We start from the raw sequence: 18,705 nt of genomic DNA on the forward strand, positions 1-18,705 counted from the left end.
TATATCACTCTTAACTAATTTAGGAGAATTGTCACCCTAATAATTCATCTTCTAGCCACTTTATGGCTAAATCGAGGGATTGCTCATATCCTTTTGTAATTGTATTGGAACTGATTTTTTTTGCTCTACCATACTGGCTAAATAGAGCAACAAGTTGATTATCACTGTGTGGCGACACTGGATCGCCTTCAAGACTCAAAGCCAAAATAGGCACTTTGGTTTTTCGACTGCTCAGGAAGCCCTGAACCTTCAATGACCACGCCATCATCTGACCAGCCATGCTATTAATATCAACCGCATTTTTCCCCAAACGGGAAGCCAAAAGATCTAAATACATCTTCGGCATTTTTTGTAACTTCTGAGGGGAAGTAAAAATATCATGTACGGGTGCGCCTAGAGCGACACAAGCTTTGATCTTTTCCTGCTCGACAAAAGAGAGTCTGATCATGGCATTACCACCAAAACGAAACCCAACTAACCCCACTTTGTGATGATCAACCCAAGGTAGCGAGTAAAGCTCATTCAATACCGCTTGATGTAGGCAACTTGAATTCTCGGTCAAGGGCCAATGAGAGCTATGCCCTACTGAAGGCATGTCTACGGTTAACATCGCAATATCTCGCGGTGCAAGACGATTACGGAACAAACGCCACATGTCGGTTTGTAGAGTATCCAAACCAGCGCTCACCATGACCACAGGCAACTGTTTATCCGTTCTTGGTAAATGGAGGTTCGCGATGATTTTGCGATTTTGGTAAGGCACTTCAATTTGCTTGATGGTGTACTTAGTTTTTTCTGCGCCGTCAGAATACGCTTTGTTTGCCAGTACTTGAGCCTGCGATGCCAAGTTGTCATTTTTTAAATGTGGGTAGCCTGCAATACTAAAACACAAAGAAGCAGTGAAGAGTTCATCCGCTGCCTCTTCTCCTTGCATTTCATTTGCTCGCTTCTGATGAGCCATACCAAGCTTGATCCACTCAAATGTCCAGTTACCACTATGATAACCCATTACAGTGTCCAACCAATCATCATTGGTTCGCGAGTGAGAAGATGAAGCAATTTTGGACAGTACGCCTTCCATTTCGATCGGAGACAATCCTTGCCAAGCCCATTGCAAGCGACGCAAATGACGATACCAAGCACGATCACCTTGCGCTTCTCGTTCATCAAGTATTTTTTTACTGGTCGGCATGTACTGGGTAAGCGCGGAGGTTTCTTTTGCTTGCTTATGTTTCACGAACAAAGTTTCGGAAAGATTTTTACTGACGTCTTCAGACATAGGAAGAACCCTAGGCTATTAGCATGATTTAATATCATAATAAAAAAAATGCCCCTATAAAGGGGCATTTCTCAATATTCTTTAACCGCGCTTATTTTTGCTTGCGGTTTACTGGCTCAGCATACTGGATTGACATATCCCAAGGCTGCTCGATCCAAGTGTCTTGAGCAATATCTACAACGTAATCATCCAGCAGCTCTTTGCCTGATGGTTTCGCACACACAGCGATCATTTTCGCTTTTGGATACATCTCACGTAGTTTGCGCGCTGTATCACCACTGTCTACTAGGTCTTCAACGATTAGGTAACCTTCGCCATCACCTTCAGGTGCTTTTAGTACCGTCATATCGCGCTGATGATCATGGTCGTAGCTTGAAATACAGATTGTATCAACGTAACGAATACCCAGTTCACGAGCCAAAATAGCGCCAGGAACCAAACCGCCGCGGCTTACCGCCCAAATTCCTTTCCATTGCTCAGCTGGCATTTGTTTCTCAGCCAGTTCACGGCAGTAAGTCTGCATTGCATCCCAAGTGATAATGAATTTTTTACTCATTGTAATAACCTAATAATTTGAAAATATGCATCCTCAAAATCTAGCGAAGTCACTCAAAAGCGGAATGCTCACTAACTTCTCCAAAATGTTTGGAGACGAGGATTTCAAGCTGCGCAAACGATTATTCTACCGAAACACACCGCTAATACCAACGGTGATATCAAAATTCTCTGCCTATTCCGCAGAAAAACCGTCTTCTGTGAACAACGTAAAAAAGAAAAAGCCAGCGTGAATAAATCCACACTGGCTTTTTGCTCGAGAAATTAACCGACGAGGTATTTAACGATGAAGATGGCTGACATCACCCATACACTCATCGACACTTCACGGCCCTTGCCGCTAAATAATTTGATCGCCGCGTATGCGATAAAGCCTAACGTGATACCTTCTGCAATCGAGAATGTTAGCGGCATCACCAAACAAGTCACAACAACTGGCGACGCTTCAGTTAAGTCACGCCAATCAATGCTTACTAGCCCAGACAGCATCAAGATCGCCACATAGAATAGCGCACCTGACGTTGCATAAGCAGGGATCATACCCGCAAGTGGTGAGAACAATAGAGCAAGTAGGAAGAGTACACCAACAACCACGGCTGTTAGACCAGTACGCCCACCCGCAGCCACACCAGAAACGCTTTCAATATAAGATGTCGTGTTAGAGGTACCAAGTAATGCACCTACTGACGTTGCTGTTGAGTCTGCAAGTAACGCTTTGTTTAAACGAGGGATGTTGCCATTCTCATCAGTTAGACCTGCTTTTTGAGAAACGCCAACGAGCGTACCTGCGGTGTCAAATAAATCGACAAATAGGAAAGCAAATACGACGGAAATCATTCCTACTTCAAACAAACCAGAGAAATCCAGTTGCATGAAAGTTGGCGCCATGCTTGGTGGCGTTGACATAATACCGCCCCACTGCACATCACCAAATAGAAGACCAAGCGCTGTAACTCCAAGAATGGCGATCATCACCGCACCTTTCACACCACGGTGAACCAATGCAATCGTAAGAAAGAAGCCAATCGCGGCCAATACAGATGGCAATGATGTGATCTCTCCCATAGAAACTAATGTCGCTGGGTTATCAACGACGATACCTGCATTTTTTAATGCGATAAACGCTAAGAAAAGACCAATACCAGCTGAAATACCTGTTCGTAGAGAATGCGGGATCGAGTTAATAATCCACTCACGGATCTTAAATACGCTTAAAAGAATGAACAGAAGGCCAGAAACAAATACAGCCGCTAACGCAACTTGCCACGTATAACCCATTCCCAATACAACAGAGTAAGTAAAAAATGCGTTCAGGCCCATTCCTGGTGCCTGTGCGATTGGGTAATTGGCAACGAATCCCATAATAAAACAGCCGATTGCGGCAGCAAGACAAGTCGCGACAAAAATGGCGCCACGGTCCATACCGGTATCCGACAGGATCGCTGGGTTTACAAAAATAATGTAAGCCATAGTTAGGAAGGTCGTAACACCTGCAATGATCTCAGTACGCACATTTGTGCCATTTTCACTGAGTTTAAAAAGCCTCTCGAGCATGATCGAATCCTGTAAAGGTAAAAAGTAAACGGTTGCGTAATCGATTGGCGGGAATTATAAAGTTATCAAATAGCAAATTCTAGATAGAATCTTCACTCTAATGCGTTTTTTTTCTTTGGATATGAAACACATTCTCTAATCTATCATAGCAAGCAAAGAAATATATTCTTATAAAACAATAGGTAACCCAGATAACACAGTTCTCTAAAAGAGAATAAAAACTGAGCAATGTACTAAACTTTCAGATGAAAAAGGCCCATTTTAAACATGGTATCTAACAGATTTGATGGAAAAGTCGATAAAACCGAAGAATGGGGAATAGAAGAAGGCTTTGATGGCAATAAGTGAGTCAGGAAGAGAAAATAGAGATAAAAAAACGCCACCCAATTTGGGTGGCGGTGAATCATGTCAGCACTATCACTGAAAAAAAATTCCAATTTATAGGGGTGAACAAACTGTTCGAGTCACATGCGTTGACTTCACTTAGTAGCCAAAGCTTGTTGGGTATACAAAGTTACCGGTGTAAACAGACTTGCTATTCCAGAACATTGTACTTGGTAAACCTTTCATAACTATCACCTTTTAAATCAATTAAACATTCGTTGATTTCTCGGTTCCTTGGAGGCGATAAAACGGACTCATCCTTTGAGCATTTCATTCTTCTCTCAGAAGCTGGTTACAAATATACCACCAAGAAATTTAATTACAAGCATTTTAGTGATTGGAATCACAAAAAATGCACAAATTGACCTTTATCAAAGTTTATGTGTAATTAAATTACAATTTTATGAATTAAAAAATAAAGCCACTTTCAGAATATATGATAGAGAACACATAGTGCTTGTTATTGTATTCACAAACTGTGACAGTTCTGAGAGAAATCCTTGTGATCGCGACTACTCGTACTCTTTATCTGGTGGTATGCTAACGGCAATTTGAAGGCCAAATCGTATAGCATTTAATGCTACCTTGATAATATTTTTACGGTATATATTTGGCAAAGCACATCAAAAGGAGTCATCCGTGTCTGAGTTCCATTCTGAGATCAGTACCTTATCACCTGCTCCACTTTGGCAGTTTTTCGATAAGATTTGTTCTATCCCTCATCCATCGAAACATGAAGAAGCATTAGCACAGTACATTATCAACTGGGCAACAGAGCAAGGCTTTGACGTTCGCCGTGATCCAACCGGTAACGTGTTCATCAAAAAGCCCGCGACACCAGGAATGGAAAATAAGAAGGCTGTTGTACTTCAAGCACACATCGACATGGTGCCGCAGAAAAACGAAGACACTGAACACGACTTCACCAAAGATCCAATCCAACCTTACATCAATGGCGAATGGGTAACTGCGAAAGGCACGACGCTTGGTGCAGATAACGGTATTGGTATGGCTTCTTGCCTTGCTGTATTGGCATCTAAAGATATTAAGCACGGTCCACTCGAAGTTCTGCTGACGATTGATGAAGAAGCAGGCATGACTGGCGCATTTGGCCTTGAAGCTGGTTGGTTAGAGGGTGAGATTCTTCTAAATACAGACTCTGAACAAGAAGGCGAAGTCTACATGGGTTGTGCAGGTGGCGTTGATGGCACCATGACTTTCGATATTTCTCGAGAATCAACGCCTGCAGGTTTTGTAACACGCCAACTGACGCTGAAAGGCCTAAAAGGTGGTCACTCAGGTTGTGACATTCACACAGGTCGCGGTAATGCCAACAAATTACTTGGTCGTTTCCTTGCCGGTCATGCTCAAGAGCTTGATTTACGTTTAGTCGAATTCCGTGGTGGTAGCTTACGTAATGCAATCCCTCGCGAAGCGTTTGTTACTGTCGCGCTTCCTGTCGAAAACCAAGACAAGCTTGCTGAGCTGTTCAACCACTACACTGAGCTGCTTAAAACTGAATTGGGTAAAATCGAAACAGGTATCGTAACCTTTAATGAAGTGATCACGACTGACGCGCAAGTATTTTCAATCGCCGATCAGCAACGATTCATTGCGGCACTTAACGCTTGTCCAAACGGCGTAATCCGTATGAGTGATGAGGTGGAAGGCGTTGTTGAAACTTCTCTAAACGTTGGTGTGATCAGCACAGAAGAAAATAAAGTCACCGTGCTTTGCTTGATTCGTTCTCTCATTGACTCTGGCCGTAGCCAAGTGGAAAGCATGCTGCGCTCGATTACTGAGCTAGCAGGCGCACAAATTCAGTTCTCAGGCGCTTACCCTGGCTGGAAGCCAGATGCAGATTCCGAGATCATGGCAATTTTCCGTGATATGTATGAAGGCATTTACGGTCATAAGCCGAACATCATGGTCATCCATGCTGGTCTTGAGTGTGGCCTATTTAAAGAACCATACCCACACATGGATATGGTTTCTTTCGGTCCAACAATAAAATTCCCTCACTCTCCAGATGAGAAAGTGAAGATTGATACTGTTCAGTTGTACTGGGAACAGATGGTCGCGCTTTTAGAAGCGATTCCAGAGAAAGCATAATTCAATCACGAAAAACGACAAAGGGTGCCATACGGCACCCTTTTTTTGGTTTAGTTGAACCCAACTACACACGGTTTTGCGCGTAAGCGGCTAACTCATCCATTGAGGTTTGTGCAGCAACTTCACCATCAATGTAGTAAGTAACAAACTCACCATCGCGTACACCCATGAGTGTCGCCTTTTCACCGTTACTGTAAGTAATATCCATTTGAACAGTGTTCTCATCGATTTGCTGCATTCGCCCCTGCTCAATGACACGGTTATCCGCTAATGGTGCGATTGGTGCCGTCGTTAACGACTTATCTAACTGGTGATTGACATCAATGTAAGTATCTACCTTTGTATCGAAGATATGTGGCTTACCATTTAACGGGTTCTTACCCGTCCAAAATTCTAGAGAGTTAAACACGATATAATCCGCTGCGATCGCGACACCATAAACAGGCGCTAAAAGCATATTTAGGCCACCTCGAGCGTAACGGTTGTCAACAGCTTTCAAGTTAAACCCCATGACATAACCTGTCACGGCATTACTACCTACGCAACCTGAAAGTGAAACTGCTACCGCAGTCAATGCACCAATTTTAGCAATTGCCTTTTTCATCAAAACCTCTAGTTAGAAAGTGTGAAACCTCAAATTCGGCGCGGATATTATCGGATAAAAAGTAGGGTTAAAAGTCCGTTTTTTTGTCCTCCATGAACAGTATTATTTTTAATACAGTCACATTTTTTAAGGCTATTATTGCGCACTCTTCTCTATGTCTTGTTATGTATTAAACTGATAGAAAAGATCATATTGAAAACAAAAACTTCACACATACCAAAATTTCACGCATGACGATTAAAGTAATTTGTCGTGTCCTTAATGAGAATGATTAGTGCGATTTTGCAGCAATTGTTACATTGCTGATGACGCATTTGACAGAGATGGTTTATGGCCAGAAGTAAAAAAAGCAAAGTGTTTGAGCTCTTAGGACATCAAATACAACCAGGACAACGATTAGAGATCGAATTTGAAGCAGCGAAGCTATATACACATTCGCCTTTATCTATTCCTGTGGAAATCATCCATGGGAAACAAGAAGGACCAGTGTTAATGGTGAATGCTGCTATCCATGGTGATGAGCTTAATGGCGTAGAAATCGTTCGTCAGATCATTAACCAACTGGATCCACAAAAACTGAAAGGCACTGTCATTGCAGTACCTATCGTTAACGTTTTTGGTTTCATCCATAAATCTCGTTACTTGCCCGACCGACGAGATCTCAACCGTTGCTTTCCTGGCAGTGAAAAAGGCGCACTTGCATCTCGTATGGCACACGGGTTCTTTAACAACATTGCCAAGCGTTGTGACTACATTTTGGATCTACACACAGGGGCAATTCATCGCACGAACTTGCCACAGATTCGCGCAAACTTAAGCAACCCAGAAACTCTACGTATTGCTCAAGCATTTTCGACGCCAGTGATTGTTGATTCAGCATTGCGTGATGGCTCTTTACGCAGTGAAGCAGAAAAATGTGATATTCCAGTGCTCACCTACGAGGCTGGCGAAGCATTGCGTTTTGATCCACTTTCGATCAGCGCTGGTGTGCTCGGGGTTCGGCGCGTAATGCAAGCCATTGGTATGTTGCGAGCGAGCAGGAAAAAGCTGCCTGAGCCTATCATAGCGAAGTCCACCAGCTGGGTTCGCGCGTCAGGTAACGGCATTTTGCGTACTGTCGTTAATCTGGGAGACAAAGTAGAACAGGGTGAAACGCTCGCTTATATTAGCTCTCCTCTTGGTCATGATGAGATAGAACTAAAAGCCCCGAAGCGTGGTTTGGTTATCGGTCAACAAACATTACCGTTGGTGAACGAAGGCGATGCAATTTTCCACCTTGCCTATTTTAACCAAGGTGATAATGCTTTAGAGCAAGCAGTCGAAAGCTATATTGAAGGCCTCACTGAATTCGATGCCGAGCCGCTGACCACCGGACAGATACCGTTAGAAACTCAGTAATTCCTACCAAGTAGGCGCCTGATTAGCTCAAAAGGAGCAACAGTGCTCGCACTATCTTGTTTAAAGCCAATAAGCTCAGCGTCCATGATGCTGGGCTTTTTGTTTTATGTACGCTAACGATACTTATCGTAGTTTCCACGAATGGATAAAAAACTTTACAATCCGTCGCAAAAACACATTTGATAATTAATCTCATTATCATTTATTAATCGTAATAATGTTCTTATAATCCCAGCTTCATAAAAACACTATAAATCATCAATATGAAACGATTAAAAAGTCATCCATTCAAAGTAAATCTCATTTCACTGGCTTTGCTCTTCCCTCTTTATTCATATGCCGAGACAGCGCCAAATGAAGAGCTTGAAGTCATAGGCGTTCGTTATGCCAAACCTATTACCATTGCTGAGCCTGCGCAAACCACCATTAATTGGTCAGAGATTGAAGAGCAACAGTACTCTAATTTTGCCTCAATGATCGATGCCGTTCCCGGTGCATCAATAGATGGTGGCGGTCGTTCTGGTGGCGAACGTATTAACATTCGTGGTTTTGATGATCCAAGCGATATCGCCGTCTTTGTCGATGGCGCTCCAATTGGCTTTCAACAATACCGCTACGGTACCTTCTTTTTTGATCCGTTCTTAATTGGCGAAGCAGAAATTATCAAGGGCGCGCACGACTATCGAGCACTCAACGGGAAGTTTGGTGGCTCCATTCGCATTAAAACCAAAAGTGTCGATGATCTCCTGTACGGCGAAAGAAACTTTGGTGCTCGCATCTCAAGTGCATACAACACCAACGGCGATGAGAACGCCTACACGCTAACACTCTATGGTAAAAACGATACTGGTTTTTATTTTCTAGCGAATGGCTCGGTAAAAGATTCTGATGACATTAAAGTCGGAGGTGGTGAAACGCTAGATTACTCAGGTTATGAGCAAGAAAACATGCTCGTAAAGGTCGGTTATGAAAATAACGATCACGAGTTTGAAATTAGCCATACTCGCTACAAAGATGAAGGTCGTAAACCTTGGGCTAACCGCCGCGGAAAAATGCCTAACATCACCGAATACAATATCAAGAAATACGGCTCATTAGAAAAAGCCCAATACGCTTACACCGTCGATAACAAATACACGGACAACACCACAACCATCTCTTACCACTACATGCCGACTAACCCGTATATTGATTTCAATATCAAAATGGCACGTTCCGAAAACGATCGTCATTGGGTTCGCCCTGACGTAGCATTCGAGAAAATGTTCGTTTCTGTTGGCAGTTACGGTCATGAGTCATGGCTGAGTTACGAGCGTGACTACGTTGATGTGTTTAACCAAGCGCAATTCGGAGACCACACTCTAGTCACTGGGCTTCAATATCAAAAAACCGATAGAGACTCGTTGGTATTCAACGCATCATACGACAGTAATGAAGCGAAAAACTACGGTTGGTACACCCCTTACTACGAACCATCTGGCACGCAGTCAATTTATGCCGCTTACATTGCTGATCACTATCAAGCAACAGACCGCCTAACAATCACACCTTCTCTGCGTTACGAATACATCAAGAGTGAAGGAAAAGGGAACGCAGCGCCGGATTATAATGATCCAGCTGCCGGACATAACTACGGTGAAACGACGCATAAAGGCTTTAGCCCACGTTTGGATATCGACTTTGATGCGAGCAATAATACGCGTTTAAACGCCTCCTACGCCTACGCTTTAAAAGCACCAACCGTTGATAACATCTACTCAGTGCAATATGCGCGAGCTACCGCTACGGCTACTGCTTTGAATCTGGACGTGTCTCGTATCCATGCTTATCAAGCAAGCGTTATCAACTTAACGGAAGGGCTGGTGAACTCTCGCGATAACCTCGCAACAGAGTTAACTATGTTCTATAACGATGTTAGCGACACAGTTGATATACGAACGGGCGAAAACCTCGACAAAAATACTACTGAGTTACAAAGCTGGAATACAAACCTAGATGGCTTTAAAAACTATGGCTTTGAGCTAATTTCACAATACCGGATTGAAGATTTCTACAGTAATTTCTCAGCAAGTTACATTCGCGGCAAAAACAAAGGTAGCCTATCTGACTCTACAGGTTCAGATGATGATCATCCTGATGTACCGCCATTAAACATTAATCTGGGTTTGGGTTACGAATGGATTCCTGGTTTACGTACGGGCTGGGAAGTCCGTTGGTATGATGCGCAAACCAAAACCAAGGCAAGCGGTAATAATTTAAAAGTGAAATCGCCAAGTGAGCAATACACGCTACAAAACGCTTACGTGGTTTGGGAAATACAACAAGTCGAAGGCTTGAGCGTTGGCGCGGTTGTGAAAAACTTAACCGATCGTTACTACGAAGCATACCTATCTAATGGCGTGCCTTCGCCTGGTCGCGAAGTCAAACTGCACCTCACTTATCAATACTAACCATACCTAAAAGATGCAGGGCAGACATTAACTGCCCTGTTATATCGTATCCAATGGCCATAATTGCACGCCGTTTTATTTATCAGTATTATCATTTCCTTTTGCTTGCATACACATTATGAACAATCTAAAAACACGGCTTCTTCTGATTTGCTTCTTCCCTGTAGGTAGCCTAGCGCAAGCTTCTGAGAACATTGCAGACTACTTACAAGAACAAAGCAAGCACCAAGTTTCAGAAGATTTTTACGCACAGCCAACAGCAAATAACCTGAATCTAGATGCAAAAACTAACTCTTTAACTTGGCACGAAGATGGTAAGCCGGATCACTGTCGTTACGCCAAGCAGCCCAAAGACGTCGCAACACATTTCGACTACGGTGAAGCAAACGATCTATCTGACGGCTTACAACACTTTGATTTACCGGAAAGACATTCTGCAAAGGTCAAATCGACACATCGCACTTATGCTAATAACCCTCACCTTCTTCCTGGCAATAAACAATTTGCAGCCCCTGAAGACGGCACGTTTAGCTTGTCCGTATCGTCGGATTGTTTTTAGCCGATATAAATAAAAAATGCCCTGAGACAAAACTCAGGGCATTTTCACTATTTGTTTGATGGGTAACGTCACCATCTCACCGATTTAAACTTATTCTTCGTCAGTGTCTACTTCGGTTTCACGTGCTTTGCGGGCTTCTTCTTTACGAACTTTTGCCGCTAGTTGTTCTGCTTCACGCTCTTGACGTTGCGCTGCTTTACGCTCGTTACGAACCACTTGGTTTTGGATAAACCCAGCCAGTTCTTGTTCAGCCCAAGCTTGTGCTTTCTCTTCGCTGTCAAAGCCTGTTTCACGCTTTGATACTACAGTCTTACGAGATGTCACTTGGCGAGTGATTTCTGCGCTCCAGCCGTTACGTTTTTCAGTGACGCGGATAGCAAATTTTGGATTCTTAGACATTTCTTTCATTTCCTAAGGGATTTAGGGATCAATCAGGGATTCGGTCAACTTGATAACTCCATCTAAGCTGAGCTGTTTAACACCATCCCTTGGTAAGCGCGGTATTAGAGCATAAAAGTAATCTAAACGCTGCAAGTTTTTTACGCTAGATAATAGATGACAAAGAAGAGGCAGAACAAAGCAACGTTTCGCCAAGTCACTAGAAAGAGCGACGAAGAAAAAAGAGTGATAAGAAAAAAGAAAGCGCTGGTCTCTCAACCAGCGCTTTACTTAAGCTAGATTAACCTTTGGTTAATTAACCGATACTCTTACGGGCATTTTGGAACATACGCATCCAAGCGCCATTTTCACCCCAACCTTCCGGAGCCCAAGAATTTGCAACTGTGCGGAATACGCGCTCTGGGTGAGGCATCATGATAGTTACGCGACCGTCTGCTGTTGTTAAACCGGTAATCGCGTTTGGCGAACCATTCGGGTTGTTCGGGTATTGTTGTGTTGGGTTACCGATGTTATCCACGTAACGAACCGCAACCGTACCTGATGCCTCGATCGCTGCTAGGTGCTCTGCATCACGTACTTCTACACGCCCTTCTCCGTGGGAAACCGCGATTGGCATACGCGAACCAGCCATGCCATCAAAGAATACAGAATCAGATTTCTGAACTTCAACTAGACTAAAGCGCGCTTCAAAACGCTCAGATTCGTTGCGCACAAAACGTGGCCACAAGTCTGCACCTGGGATCAGCTCTTTCAGGTTTGATAGCATCTGACAACCGTTACATACACCTAAAGAGAACGTCTCTTCACGGTTGAAGAAGGCTTGGAACTGTTCACGAGCTTGTGCGTTAAACAGGATAGACTTAGCCCAACCTTCACCCGCACCTAGTACGTCGCCGTAAGAGAAGCCACCACAAGCTACTAAGCCATGGTATTCATCCAGTACCGCTTGGCCCGTTAGGATATCGCTCATATGGATGTCGGTTGCTTCAAAACCTGCGCGGTCAAACGCTGCTGCCATTTCGACGTGGGAGTTAACGCCCTGCTCACGTAAGATTGCCATCTTAGGTTTAGCACCTTTCGCAATGTACGGTGCTGCAACGTCTTCATTTACGTCGAAGCTGAGCTTAACGTTTAGACCAGGGTCAGAGTTGTCTTTCTTAGCTTCGTGCTCTTGGTCTGCACACGCTGGGTTATCACGTAGACTTTGCATCTTATGCGTTGTTTCAGCCCAGATAACGCGTAGTTCGGTACGTGAACGTTCAAGCACAACTGCATCACCAGAAGTGATAACAAAGTCGTCTGAAGCTTCAACAGAACCAATCACATGTGAGCATGCCTCTAAGCCGTTTGCCGCCAGAGTAGATAGAACTGAATCTAGATCATCATTCTTAACTTGAACAACCGCACCTAGCTCTTCGTTAAATAGAACGGCTAGCGCATCATCACCCAGCTCTGCGATGTTCGCTTTTACGCCACAGTGACCCGCGAATGCCATCTCAGCCAGTGTAACAAACAGACCGCCGTCGCCTTTATCGTGGTAAGCCACTAGCTTGTCATCACGTACTAACGCTTGCATTGCATCAAAGAAGCCTTTTAGCTGCTCTGCATTATCTACGTCAGCAGGTTTGTCACCCAGCTGTTTGTATACTTGTGCCAATGCTGTCGCACCTAAGCGGTTTTTTCCGTTACCCAAGTCAACAAGAACTAGAGAGGTATCTCCTTTGTCAGTGCGTAGTTGTGGAGTCACGGTCTTACGTACGTCTTCCACACGACCAAATGCCGTGATAACTAGCGACAGTGGAGAAGTGACTTCTTTGCTCTCGCCGTTTTCTTCCCACTTGGTTTTCATCGACATGGAGTCTTTACCAACTGGGATAGTCAAACCTAACGCAGGACACAATTCTTCACCAACCGCTTTCACTGCTTCGTAAAGACCCGCATCTTCACCTGGGTGACCCGCTGGAGACATCCAGTTCGCAGACAGTTTAATGTGTTTAATATCACCGATGTCTGTTGCCGCAATGTTCGTTAGTGACTCACCAACGGCTAGGCGAGCCGATGCTCCAAAGTCTAGTAATGCCACTGGCGTGCGCTCACCCATCGACATTGCTTCGCCATGGTAAGTGTCGTAGCTTGCCGCTGTTACTGCGCAGTTTGCTACTGGTACCTGCCAAGGACCAACCATTTGATCACGAGCAACCAGACCCGTTACTGTTCGGTCACCGATAGTAATTAGGAATGTTTTTTCTGCAACAGCAGGAAGACGAAGTACGCGATCCACCGCTTCATTAAGCTCAATACCATCACGAACAATGGCAGGGCTTTCCACTTTTAGTGTGGTTGCGTCGCGGTGCATCTTCGGTGGCTTACCAAGCAGGATATCCATTGGCATATCGATTGGCGTATTGTCGAAGTGAGAATCTTCTAGCGTTAGATGACGCTCTTCTGTCGCCACACCCACCACTGCATACGGTGCGCGTTCACGCTTACAGATGGCGTCGAATGCTTCCATGTTTTCTGGCGCTACCGCTAGAACGTAACGTTCCTGTGATTCGTTACACCAGATTTCCAGTGGGCTCATGCCCGGCTCATCGTTTGGTACATCGCGTAATTGGAACTTACCGCCACGCTCACCGTCGTCGACAAGTTCAGGCAATGCGTTAGAGATACCGCCTGCACCCACATCATGGATAAATGCGATTGGGTTGTCGTCGCCTAACTGCCAACAACGGTCGATCACTTCCTGACAGCGACGTTCCATCTCTGGGTTTTCACGCTGTACTGAAGCGAAGTCCAGATCTTCTGCTGACTGACCAGATGCCATGGAAGATGCCGCACCACCACCAAGACCGATGTTCATTGCCGGACCACCAAGTACGATTAGGCTCGCACCCACTGGAATCTCTTTCTTCTGTACGTGTTCATCGCGGATGTTACCCATACCACCAGCAATCATGATTGGTTTGTGGTAACCACGAATTTCTTCACCCGCATGAGAAGTGACTTTTTCTTCGTAAGTACGGAAGTAACCCAATAGATTTGGACGACCAAATTCGTTGTTGAATGCCGCGCCGCCAAGAGGGCCTTCAAGCATGATGTCTAACGCATTCACAATACGACCCGGCTTGCCGAAGTCGGTTTCCCATGGCTGTTCAAAACCAGGAATACGTAAGTTAGAGGTTGTAAAACCAACCAGACCCGCTTTTGGCTTACCGCCGATACCCGTCGCGCCTTCGTCACGGATTTCACCGCCTGAGCCAGTCGATGCGCCCGGCCATGGAGAGATTGCCGTTGGGTGGTTGTGCGTTTCTACCTTCATCAAGATGTGCGTATCTTCATGGTGGTACGTGTATTGACGAGATTTAGGGTCAGGGAAGAAACGCCCCGCTTTAGAACCTGTCATAACGGCTGCGTTGTCTTTGTATGCAGACAGCACATAGTCAGGTGTCGTTTCAAAAGTGTTTTTGATCATTTTGAACAAAGACTTAGGTTGATCTACCCCGTCGATAGTCCAATCTGCGTTAAAAATTTTGTGGCGACAATGCTCTGAGTTCGCCTGAGCAAACATCATCAATTCAATGTCGTTTGGGTTACGCCCAAGCTTAGTAAAGTTCTCTACCAAGTAATCAATTTCATCTTCTGCGAGTGCCAAGCCAAGGGAAACGTTTGCCTCTTCAAGCGCAAGACGACCGCCAGCTAAGATATCAACATGTGCGACAGGCTTAGGCTCTGCAACAGTAAATAATGCTGATGCGGCTTCAAATTCTGTGAATACTGTTTCCATCATGCGGTCGTGAATTAACGCTTTAACAGCGTCAGCTTGAGCTTCTGAGAGAACAACTGAAGATTCGACATAATAAGCCGTACCACGCTCTAGACGTTTCACTTTCTCCAAACCACAGTTAACAGCGATATCGGTAGATTTAGAAGACCAAGGCGAGATAGTGCCAGGACGAGGCGTGACAAGAAGTAGAAGACCTTCAGGCTCATGCTCTTCGATGGTTGGGCCGTAAGTTAGTAACTTTTCAAGTTTTTCTAACTCTTGGTCATCAAGGTCTGACTTTAGATCGGCAAAGTGCATAAACTCGGCATAAATGCCAGTTACAGGCAGATCTTGTTCACGACAAAGTTCCAGTAGTTTATTAACACGAAACTCAGAAAGAGCTGGGGAGCCACGCAAAATTCTCATGTGCTTAGGTCTCTTATGCAATTGATTAAGGTGATATTGGAATAAATTCAGACAGTTAAAATAAGCCCTGTCGAACCTATGCCGATTCCACCTCGTCATTGCGAGCGCATTATATAGTAATTGTTTTTGTGATGTAACACCAAAAGCAACCGTTTGCGTCATTTTTTTGTCAAATTTGAATTACAACTAAAATGTCGATAAAACACACAATGTCACGTTATAAGTGTGTGATTCACTTTGCCCCATGAGCTCGCTTTGATATAAAGGCAAATAGAAATTTTCCAAGATGTACCTATTAATGCAAATAAGTCACTTCAACCGGCTCAAGCGCAGTGCTCTAATTTTAGTTTCTGTTCTTTTGCTCTCAGCTTGCCAGATTGAGTCGGAGCCCAAAAGTGAATTTGAAAAAATTCAAGAACGTGGTGTGCTTCGTGTTGGCACGCTAAACAATCAGCTTTCCTACTACATAGGTCCCGATGGTCCCGCAGGGTTGGATTACGAATTGGCGCGTCAGTTTGCGGAACAGCTCGGCGTCAAACTCGAGATTAAACCAGCCTTTCGCCAGGCTGAGCTTTTTCCTGCTCTTAAGAAAGGAGATATCGATATCATCGCTACGGGTTTAAATCAAACGTCACAAGCAGTCAAACGATTTAGACCAGGCCCTGCCTATTATTATGTAAGCCAACAAGTGGTATATAAAAAAGGGCAACTTCGACCACGTGATATCGAACAACTCATTGAATACCAAGCCTCGAAAGACGACGAGTCCGACGAAGATACAAATGCAGGCGCTCAAACATTAAAGATCGTTGAACAATCGCAATATGTTCCGACCCTAACAGCGTTAAAGAAGCAGTATCCAGAACTTCAGTTTGAAATTGTTGGTGATGCTGACACGAGAGACTTACTCAAATACGTATCGACGGGTGAGTTACGTTTTACTGTGACTGATTCGGTGGAACTTTCCCTTGCTCAACGCCTTTACCCCGATCTTGCGCTCGCGTTTGAACTTACAGAAGATCAACCAGTATCTTGGTTTACTCGACGTTCTGAAGACGAAAGTTTGTATGCGATGCTGATAGAGTTTTTCGGTAACATCAAACAATCAGGAGAACTGTCCACCCTCGAAGAAAAGTACATTGGTCATATTGAAGCATTTGACTACGTTGATACTCGCGCATTCATTCGAGCTCTGGATGACAAATTGCCTAAATGGGCACCTTTATTCCAAAAATACAGCGAAGAGTTCGACTGGCGCTTAATTGCAGCATTGGCTTATCAAGAGTCACACTGGAAACCAACAGCAAAATCGCCAACAGGTGTTAGGGGGATGATGATGCTGACTCTGCCAACAGCGAAAAGCGTCGGGGTAACAAACCGTTTAGACCCTGAGCAATCTGTTCGTGGTGGTGTCGAGTACTTACGTCGTATTGTAAGTCGCGTGCCTGATAGCATTAACGAGCATGAAAAAATATGGTTTGCGTTAGCTTCATACAATATTGGTTACGGCCACATGATGGACGCACGACGACTCACCAAAGCACAAGGTGGCGATCCGAACGCTTGGGCCGATGTAAAAGACAGGCTGCCTTTACTTCGTCAGAAGCGCTATTACAGCCAAACTCGCTATGGGTACGCCAGAGGCGATGAAGCGCGTAATTACGTAGAAAATATTCGACGTTACTACCAATCCATCATTGGTCATGTCAGCCAACAGCCAGCGATTGATGAGAATAGCGATGACTTACAAGTGATTCCGCCGCTCACCCCCGACATTTTGATATCGGGCGCAGTAGAGACCGTCGTAGAACAAGTCTCTGGCGCTTCTGACGTCACGGTTGAAGAAGACACCGAACAAGAAAGCATTGAAGAATAAACCCGCGGTAAACTAAAAAATGACGAGCCCATGAGCTCGTCATTTTTATTGAGTCCTAACGAAAACTTATCTAGAATCCAAGACTCTGAGTGACACCAACCACACTCAACCATTCCTTTGGTTGGTCGCCTTTTCTTCATCGTTAGTAAAACTGATTGCTTTGTAACAGATTGTTTTGCAACCACATGGTTTAGCTCACTTGATGAAGCGGCGCCTTCGGCTACACTCTGCCGAAATAACGTCACTCCTATTATTAAGCATCGTATTGAAATTGTTTGCTGGCTCTGTGCAATGCAGAAGTCAAATGAAGAACGTTTAAACCATACAATGTTTAGTGCGATTATCGAGCCTATTGCCAAGCATCGATGAGCCGCACTTTACTGGTATAAGTCTTGTCTGCAGGAGGTTTTGAATATGAGAAGACGTAGAGTGCAGTCAAAGCGTTTAAATAACACAGTAGCTGCTATCCGACGTAAACGTAAACTGACATGTATGAAAAAGAAAGTAAGTTCACGTAATCGTGTTTTTGTACATTTAGTCAATCACTAGTGCGTCCAAGCAAACATCTACCACGTTGTAGGTGTTTGCTAGCCCTCACCACTCCTACTACCTTGTTCGCTCTCTCCATTTTCTAATGCTTTTTGTGCTTGCTTCTTCGCTTTAATTTCCTTTCGGCGGCGCTTAAAAAACGCTTGTAGCTGAGTACGGCACTCATCTTCTAGCAGCCCCTTTTCAATTAAGGCGTAATGGTAAGCGGCTTGACTTTCAAACAAATTAAGCACTGTTCCTGCTGCTCCAGCTTTTAAATCTGGCGCTCCAAAAACAACCCGCTTAACGCGGCTATGCAATAAGGCTCCGGCACACATTGGGCATGGCTCAAGTGTTACATATAACGTCGTATCCAGAAGGCGGTAATTTTCTAGCTTTTGGCCTGCTTTACGCAGCGTTTGGATCTCAGCATGTGCGGTAGCGTCATTAGTACCAATAGAGCGATTCCACCCCTCAGCGATAATTTCACCATCTTTGACAAGCACTGCGCCAACAGGTACTTCCCCCTCAGCTTCTGCTTGCTCAGCAAGCTCCATCGCTCTGCGCATAAACAATTCATCTTGAGGGGAAAACGGATGGTTAGACAAAGGAGGCTCCAAAGAAACAAAAAACGATTGAAGTCAGGAATTTTATCACCAACTTCGGTTTCACTACAGCAACACATCACGGGACAAAGTCTGCAACTCCAAAAAAACTAGTTACAAGACCTATCGATGTTCGTTTTACGAGAACAAAAAAACGCAGATCGAAGACCTGCGCTTTTTGGCTGCCAATTAGCGGCTTTCACACCCTACACG

12 protein-coding genes are annotated in these 18,705 nt (G+C 44.4%); 5 read left to right on the forward strand and 7 right to left on the reverse strand.

The genetic code is table 11. The features are described from left to right. Positions 1-31: 31 nt before the first annotated feature. The 3 genes from frsA to R7040_RS12050 all read right to left on the reverse strand — a co-directional run bounded on the left by frsA (position 32) and on the right by R7040_RS12050 (position 3,388). The gene (gene frsA, locus R7040_RS12040; protein WP_318096875.1) at positions 32-1,279 is read right to left on the reverse strand and encodes an esterase FrsA; all 1,248 of its coding nucleotides are present in this window, start codon (positions 1,277-1,279) and stop codon (positions 32-34) included. Positions 1,280-1,370: 91 nt separating this feature from the next. Continuing rightward, positions 1,371-1,835, reverse strand: coding sequence for an oxytetracycline resistance phosphoribosyltransferase domain-containing protein Tet(34) (gene tet(34), locus R7040_RS12045; protein WP_005381590.1), 465 nt, complete (start codon positions 1,833-1,835; stop codon positions 1,371-1,373). Between the two features lie 263 nt (positions 1,836-2,098). Further along, positions 2,099-3,388, reverse strand: a complete 1,290-nt coding sequence (locus tag R7040_RS12050; RefSeq protein ID WP_258470392.1) for an NCS2 family permease — start codon at positions 3,386-3,388, stop codon at positions 2,099-2,101. A 1,023-nt stretch (positions 3,389-4,411) separates the two neighbouring features. Between R7040_RS12050 and R7040_RS12055 the strand changes: the two genes are divergently transcribed. Beyond that, positions 4,412-5,884: an aminoacyl-histidine dipeptidase gene (locus R7040_RS12055; protein ID WP_042521203.1), complete on the forward strand. Its 1,473-nt coding sequence runs from the start codon at positions 4,412-4,414 to the stop codon at positions 5,882-5,884. Between the two features lie 64 nt (positions 5,885-5,948). Here R7040_RS12055 and R7040_RS12060 read toward each other — a convergent pair whose 3' ends face one another. Further along, positions 5,949-6,488, reverse strand: coding sequence for a DUF3332 domain-containing protein (locus R7040_RS12060; protein ID WP_005381596.1), 540 nt, complete (start codon positions 6,486-6,488; stop codon positions 5,949-5,951). A gap of 330 nt (positions 6,489-6,818) precedes the next feature. Between R7040_RS12060 and R7040_RS12065 the strand changes: the two genes are divergently transcribed. From R7040_RS12065 to R7040_RS12075, 3 genes are all read left to right on the forward strand, one after another. Continuing rightward, complete coding sequence (locus R7040_RS12065) at positions 6,819-7,886, forward strand: succinylglutamate desuccinylase/aspartoacylase family protein (protein ID WP_042521202.1); 1,068 nt, start codon at positions 6,819-6,821, stop codon at positions 7,884-7,886. A 263-nt stretch (positions 7,887-8,149) separates the two neighbouring features. Beyond that, a complete protein-coding gene (locus R7040_RS12070) occupies positions 8,150-10,336 on the forward strand; it encodes a TonB-dependent receptor domain-containing protein (protein ID WP_053306531.1) in 2,187 nt (728 codons plus the stop codon). A gap of 118 nt (positions 10,337-10,454) precedes the next feature. After that, the gene (locus tag R7040_RS12075) at positions 10,455-10,895 is read left to right on the forward strand and encodes a hypothetical protein (protein ID WP_005381599.1); all 441 of its coding nucleotides are present in this window, start codon (positions 10,455-10,457) and stop codon (positions 10,893-10,895) included. 90 nt (positions 10,896-10,985) lie between these two features. On the opposite strand, the gene R7040_RS12080 is transcribed toward R7040_RS12075, so the two are convergent. After that, the gene (locus R7040_RS12080; protein ID WP_025998700.1) at positions 10,986-11,294 is read right to left on the reverse strand and encodes a DUF3622 domain-containing protein; all 309 of its coding nucleotides are present in this window, start codon (positions 11,292-11,294) and stop codon (positions 10,986-10,988) included. 295 nt (positions 11,295-11,589) lie between these two features. After that, positions 11,590-15,483: a phosphoribosylformylglycinamidine synthase gene (gene purL / locus R7040_RS12085; RefSeq protein WP_318096878.1), complete on the reverse strand. Its 3,894-nt coding sequence runs from the start codon at positions 15,481-15,483 to the stop codon at positions 11,590-11,592. Between the two features lie 298 nt (positions 15,484-15,781). Here purL and mltF point away from each other — a divergent pair, with 298 nt between their 5' ends. Then, the gene (mltF, locus tag R7040_RS12090) at positions 15,782-17,359 is read left to right on the forward strand and encodes a membrane-bound lytic murein transglycosylase MltF (RefSeq protein WP_170894036.1); all 1,578 of its coding nucleotides are present in this window, start codon (positions 15,782-15,784) and stop codon (positions 17,357-17,359) included. A gap of 587 nt (positions 17,360-17,946) precedes the next feature. Here the strand turns inward: mltF and tadA are convergent. Continuing rightward, positions 17,947-18,495: a tRNA adenosine(34) deaminase TadA gene (tadA, locus tag R7040_RS12095; protein WP_081248149.1), complete on the reverse strand. Its 549-nt coding sequence runs from the start codon at positions 18,493-18,495 to the stop codon at positions 17,947-17,949. Between the last annotated feature and the right edge of the window lie 210 nt (positions 18,496-18,705).

The organism is Vibrio sp. 1069, assembly GCF_033340555.1.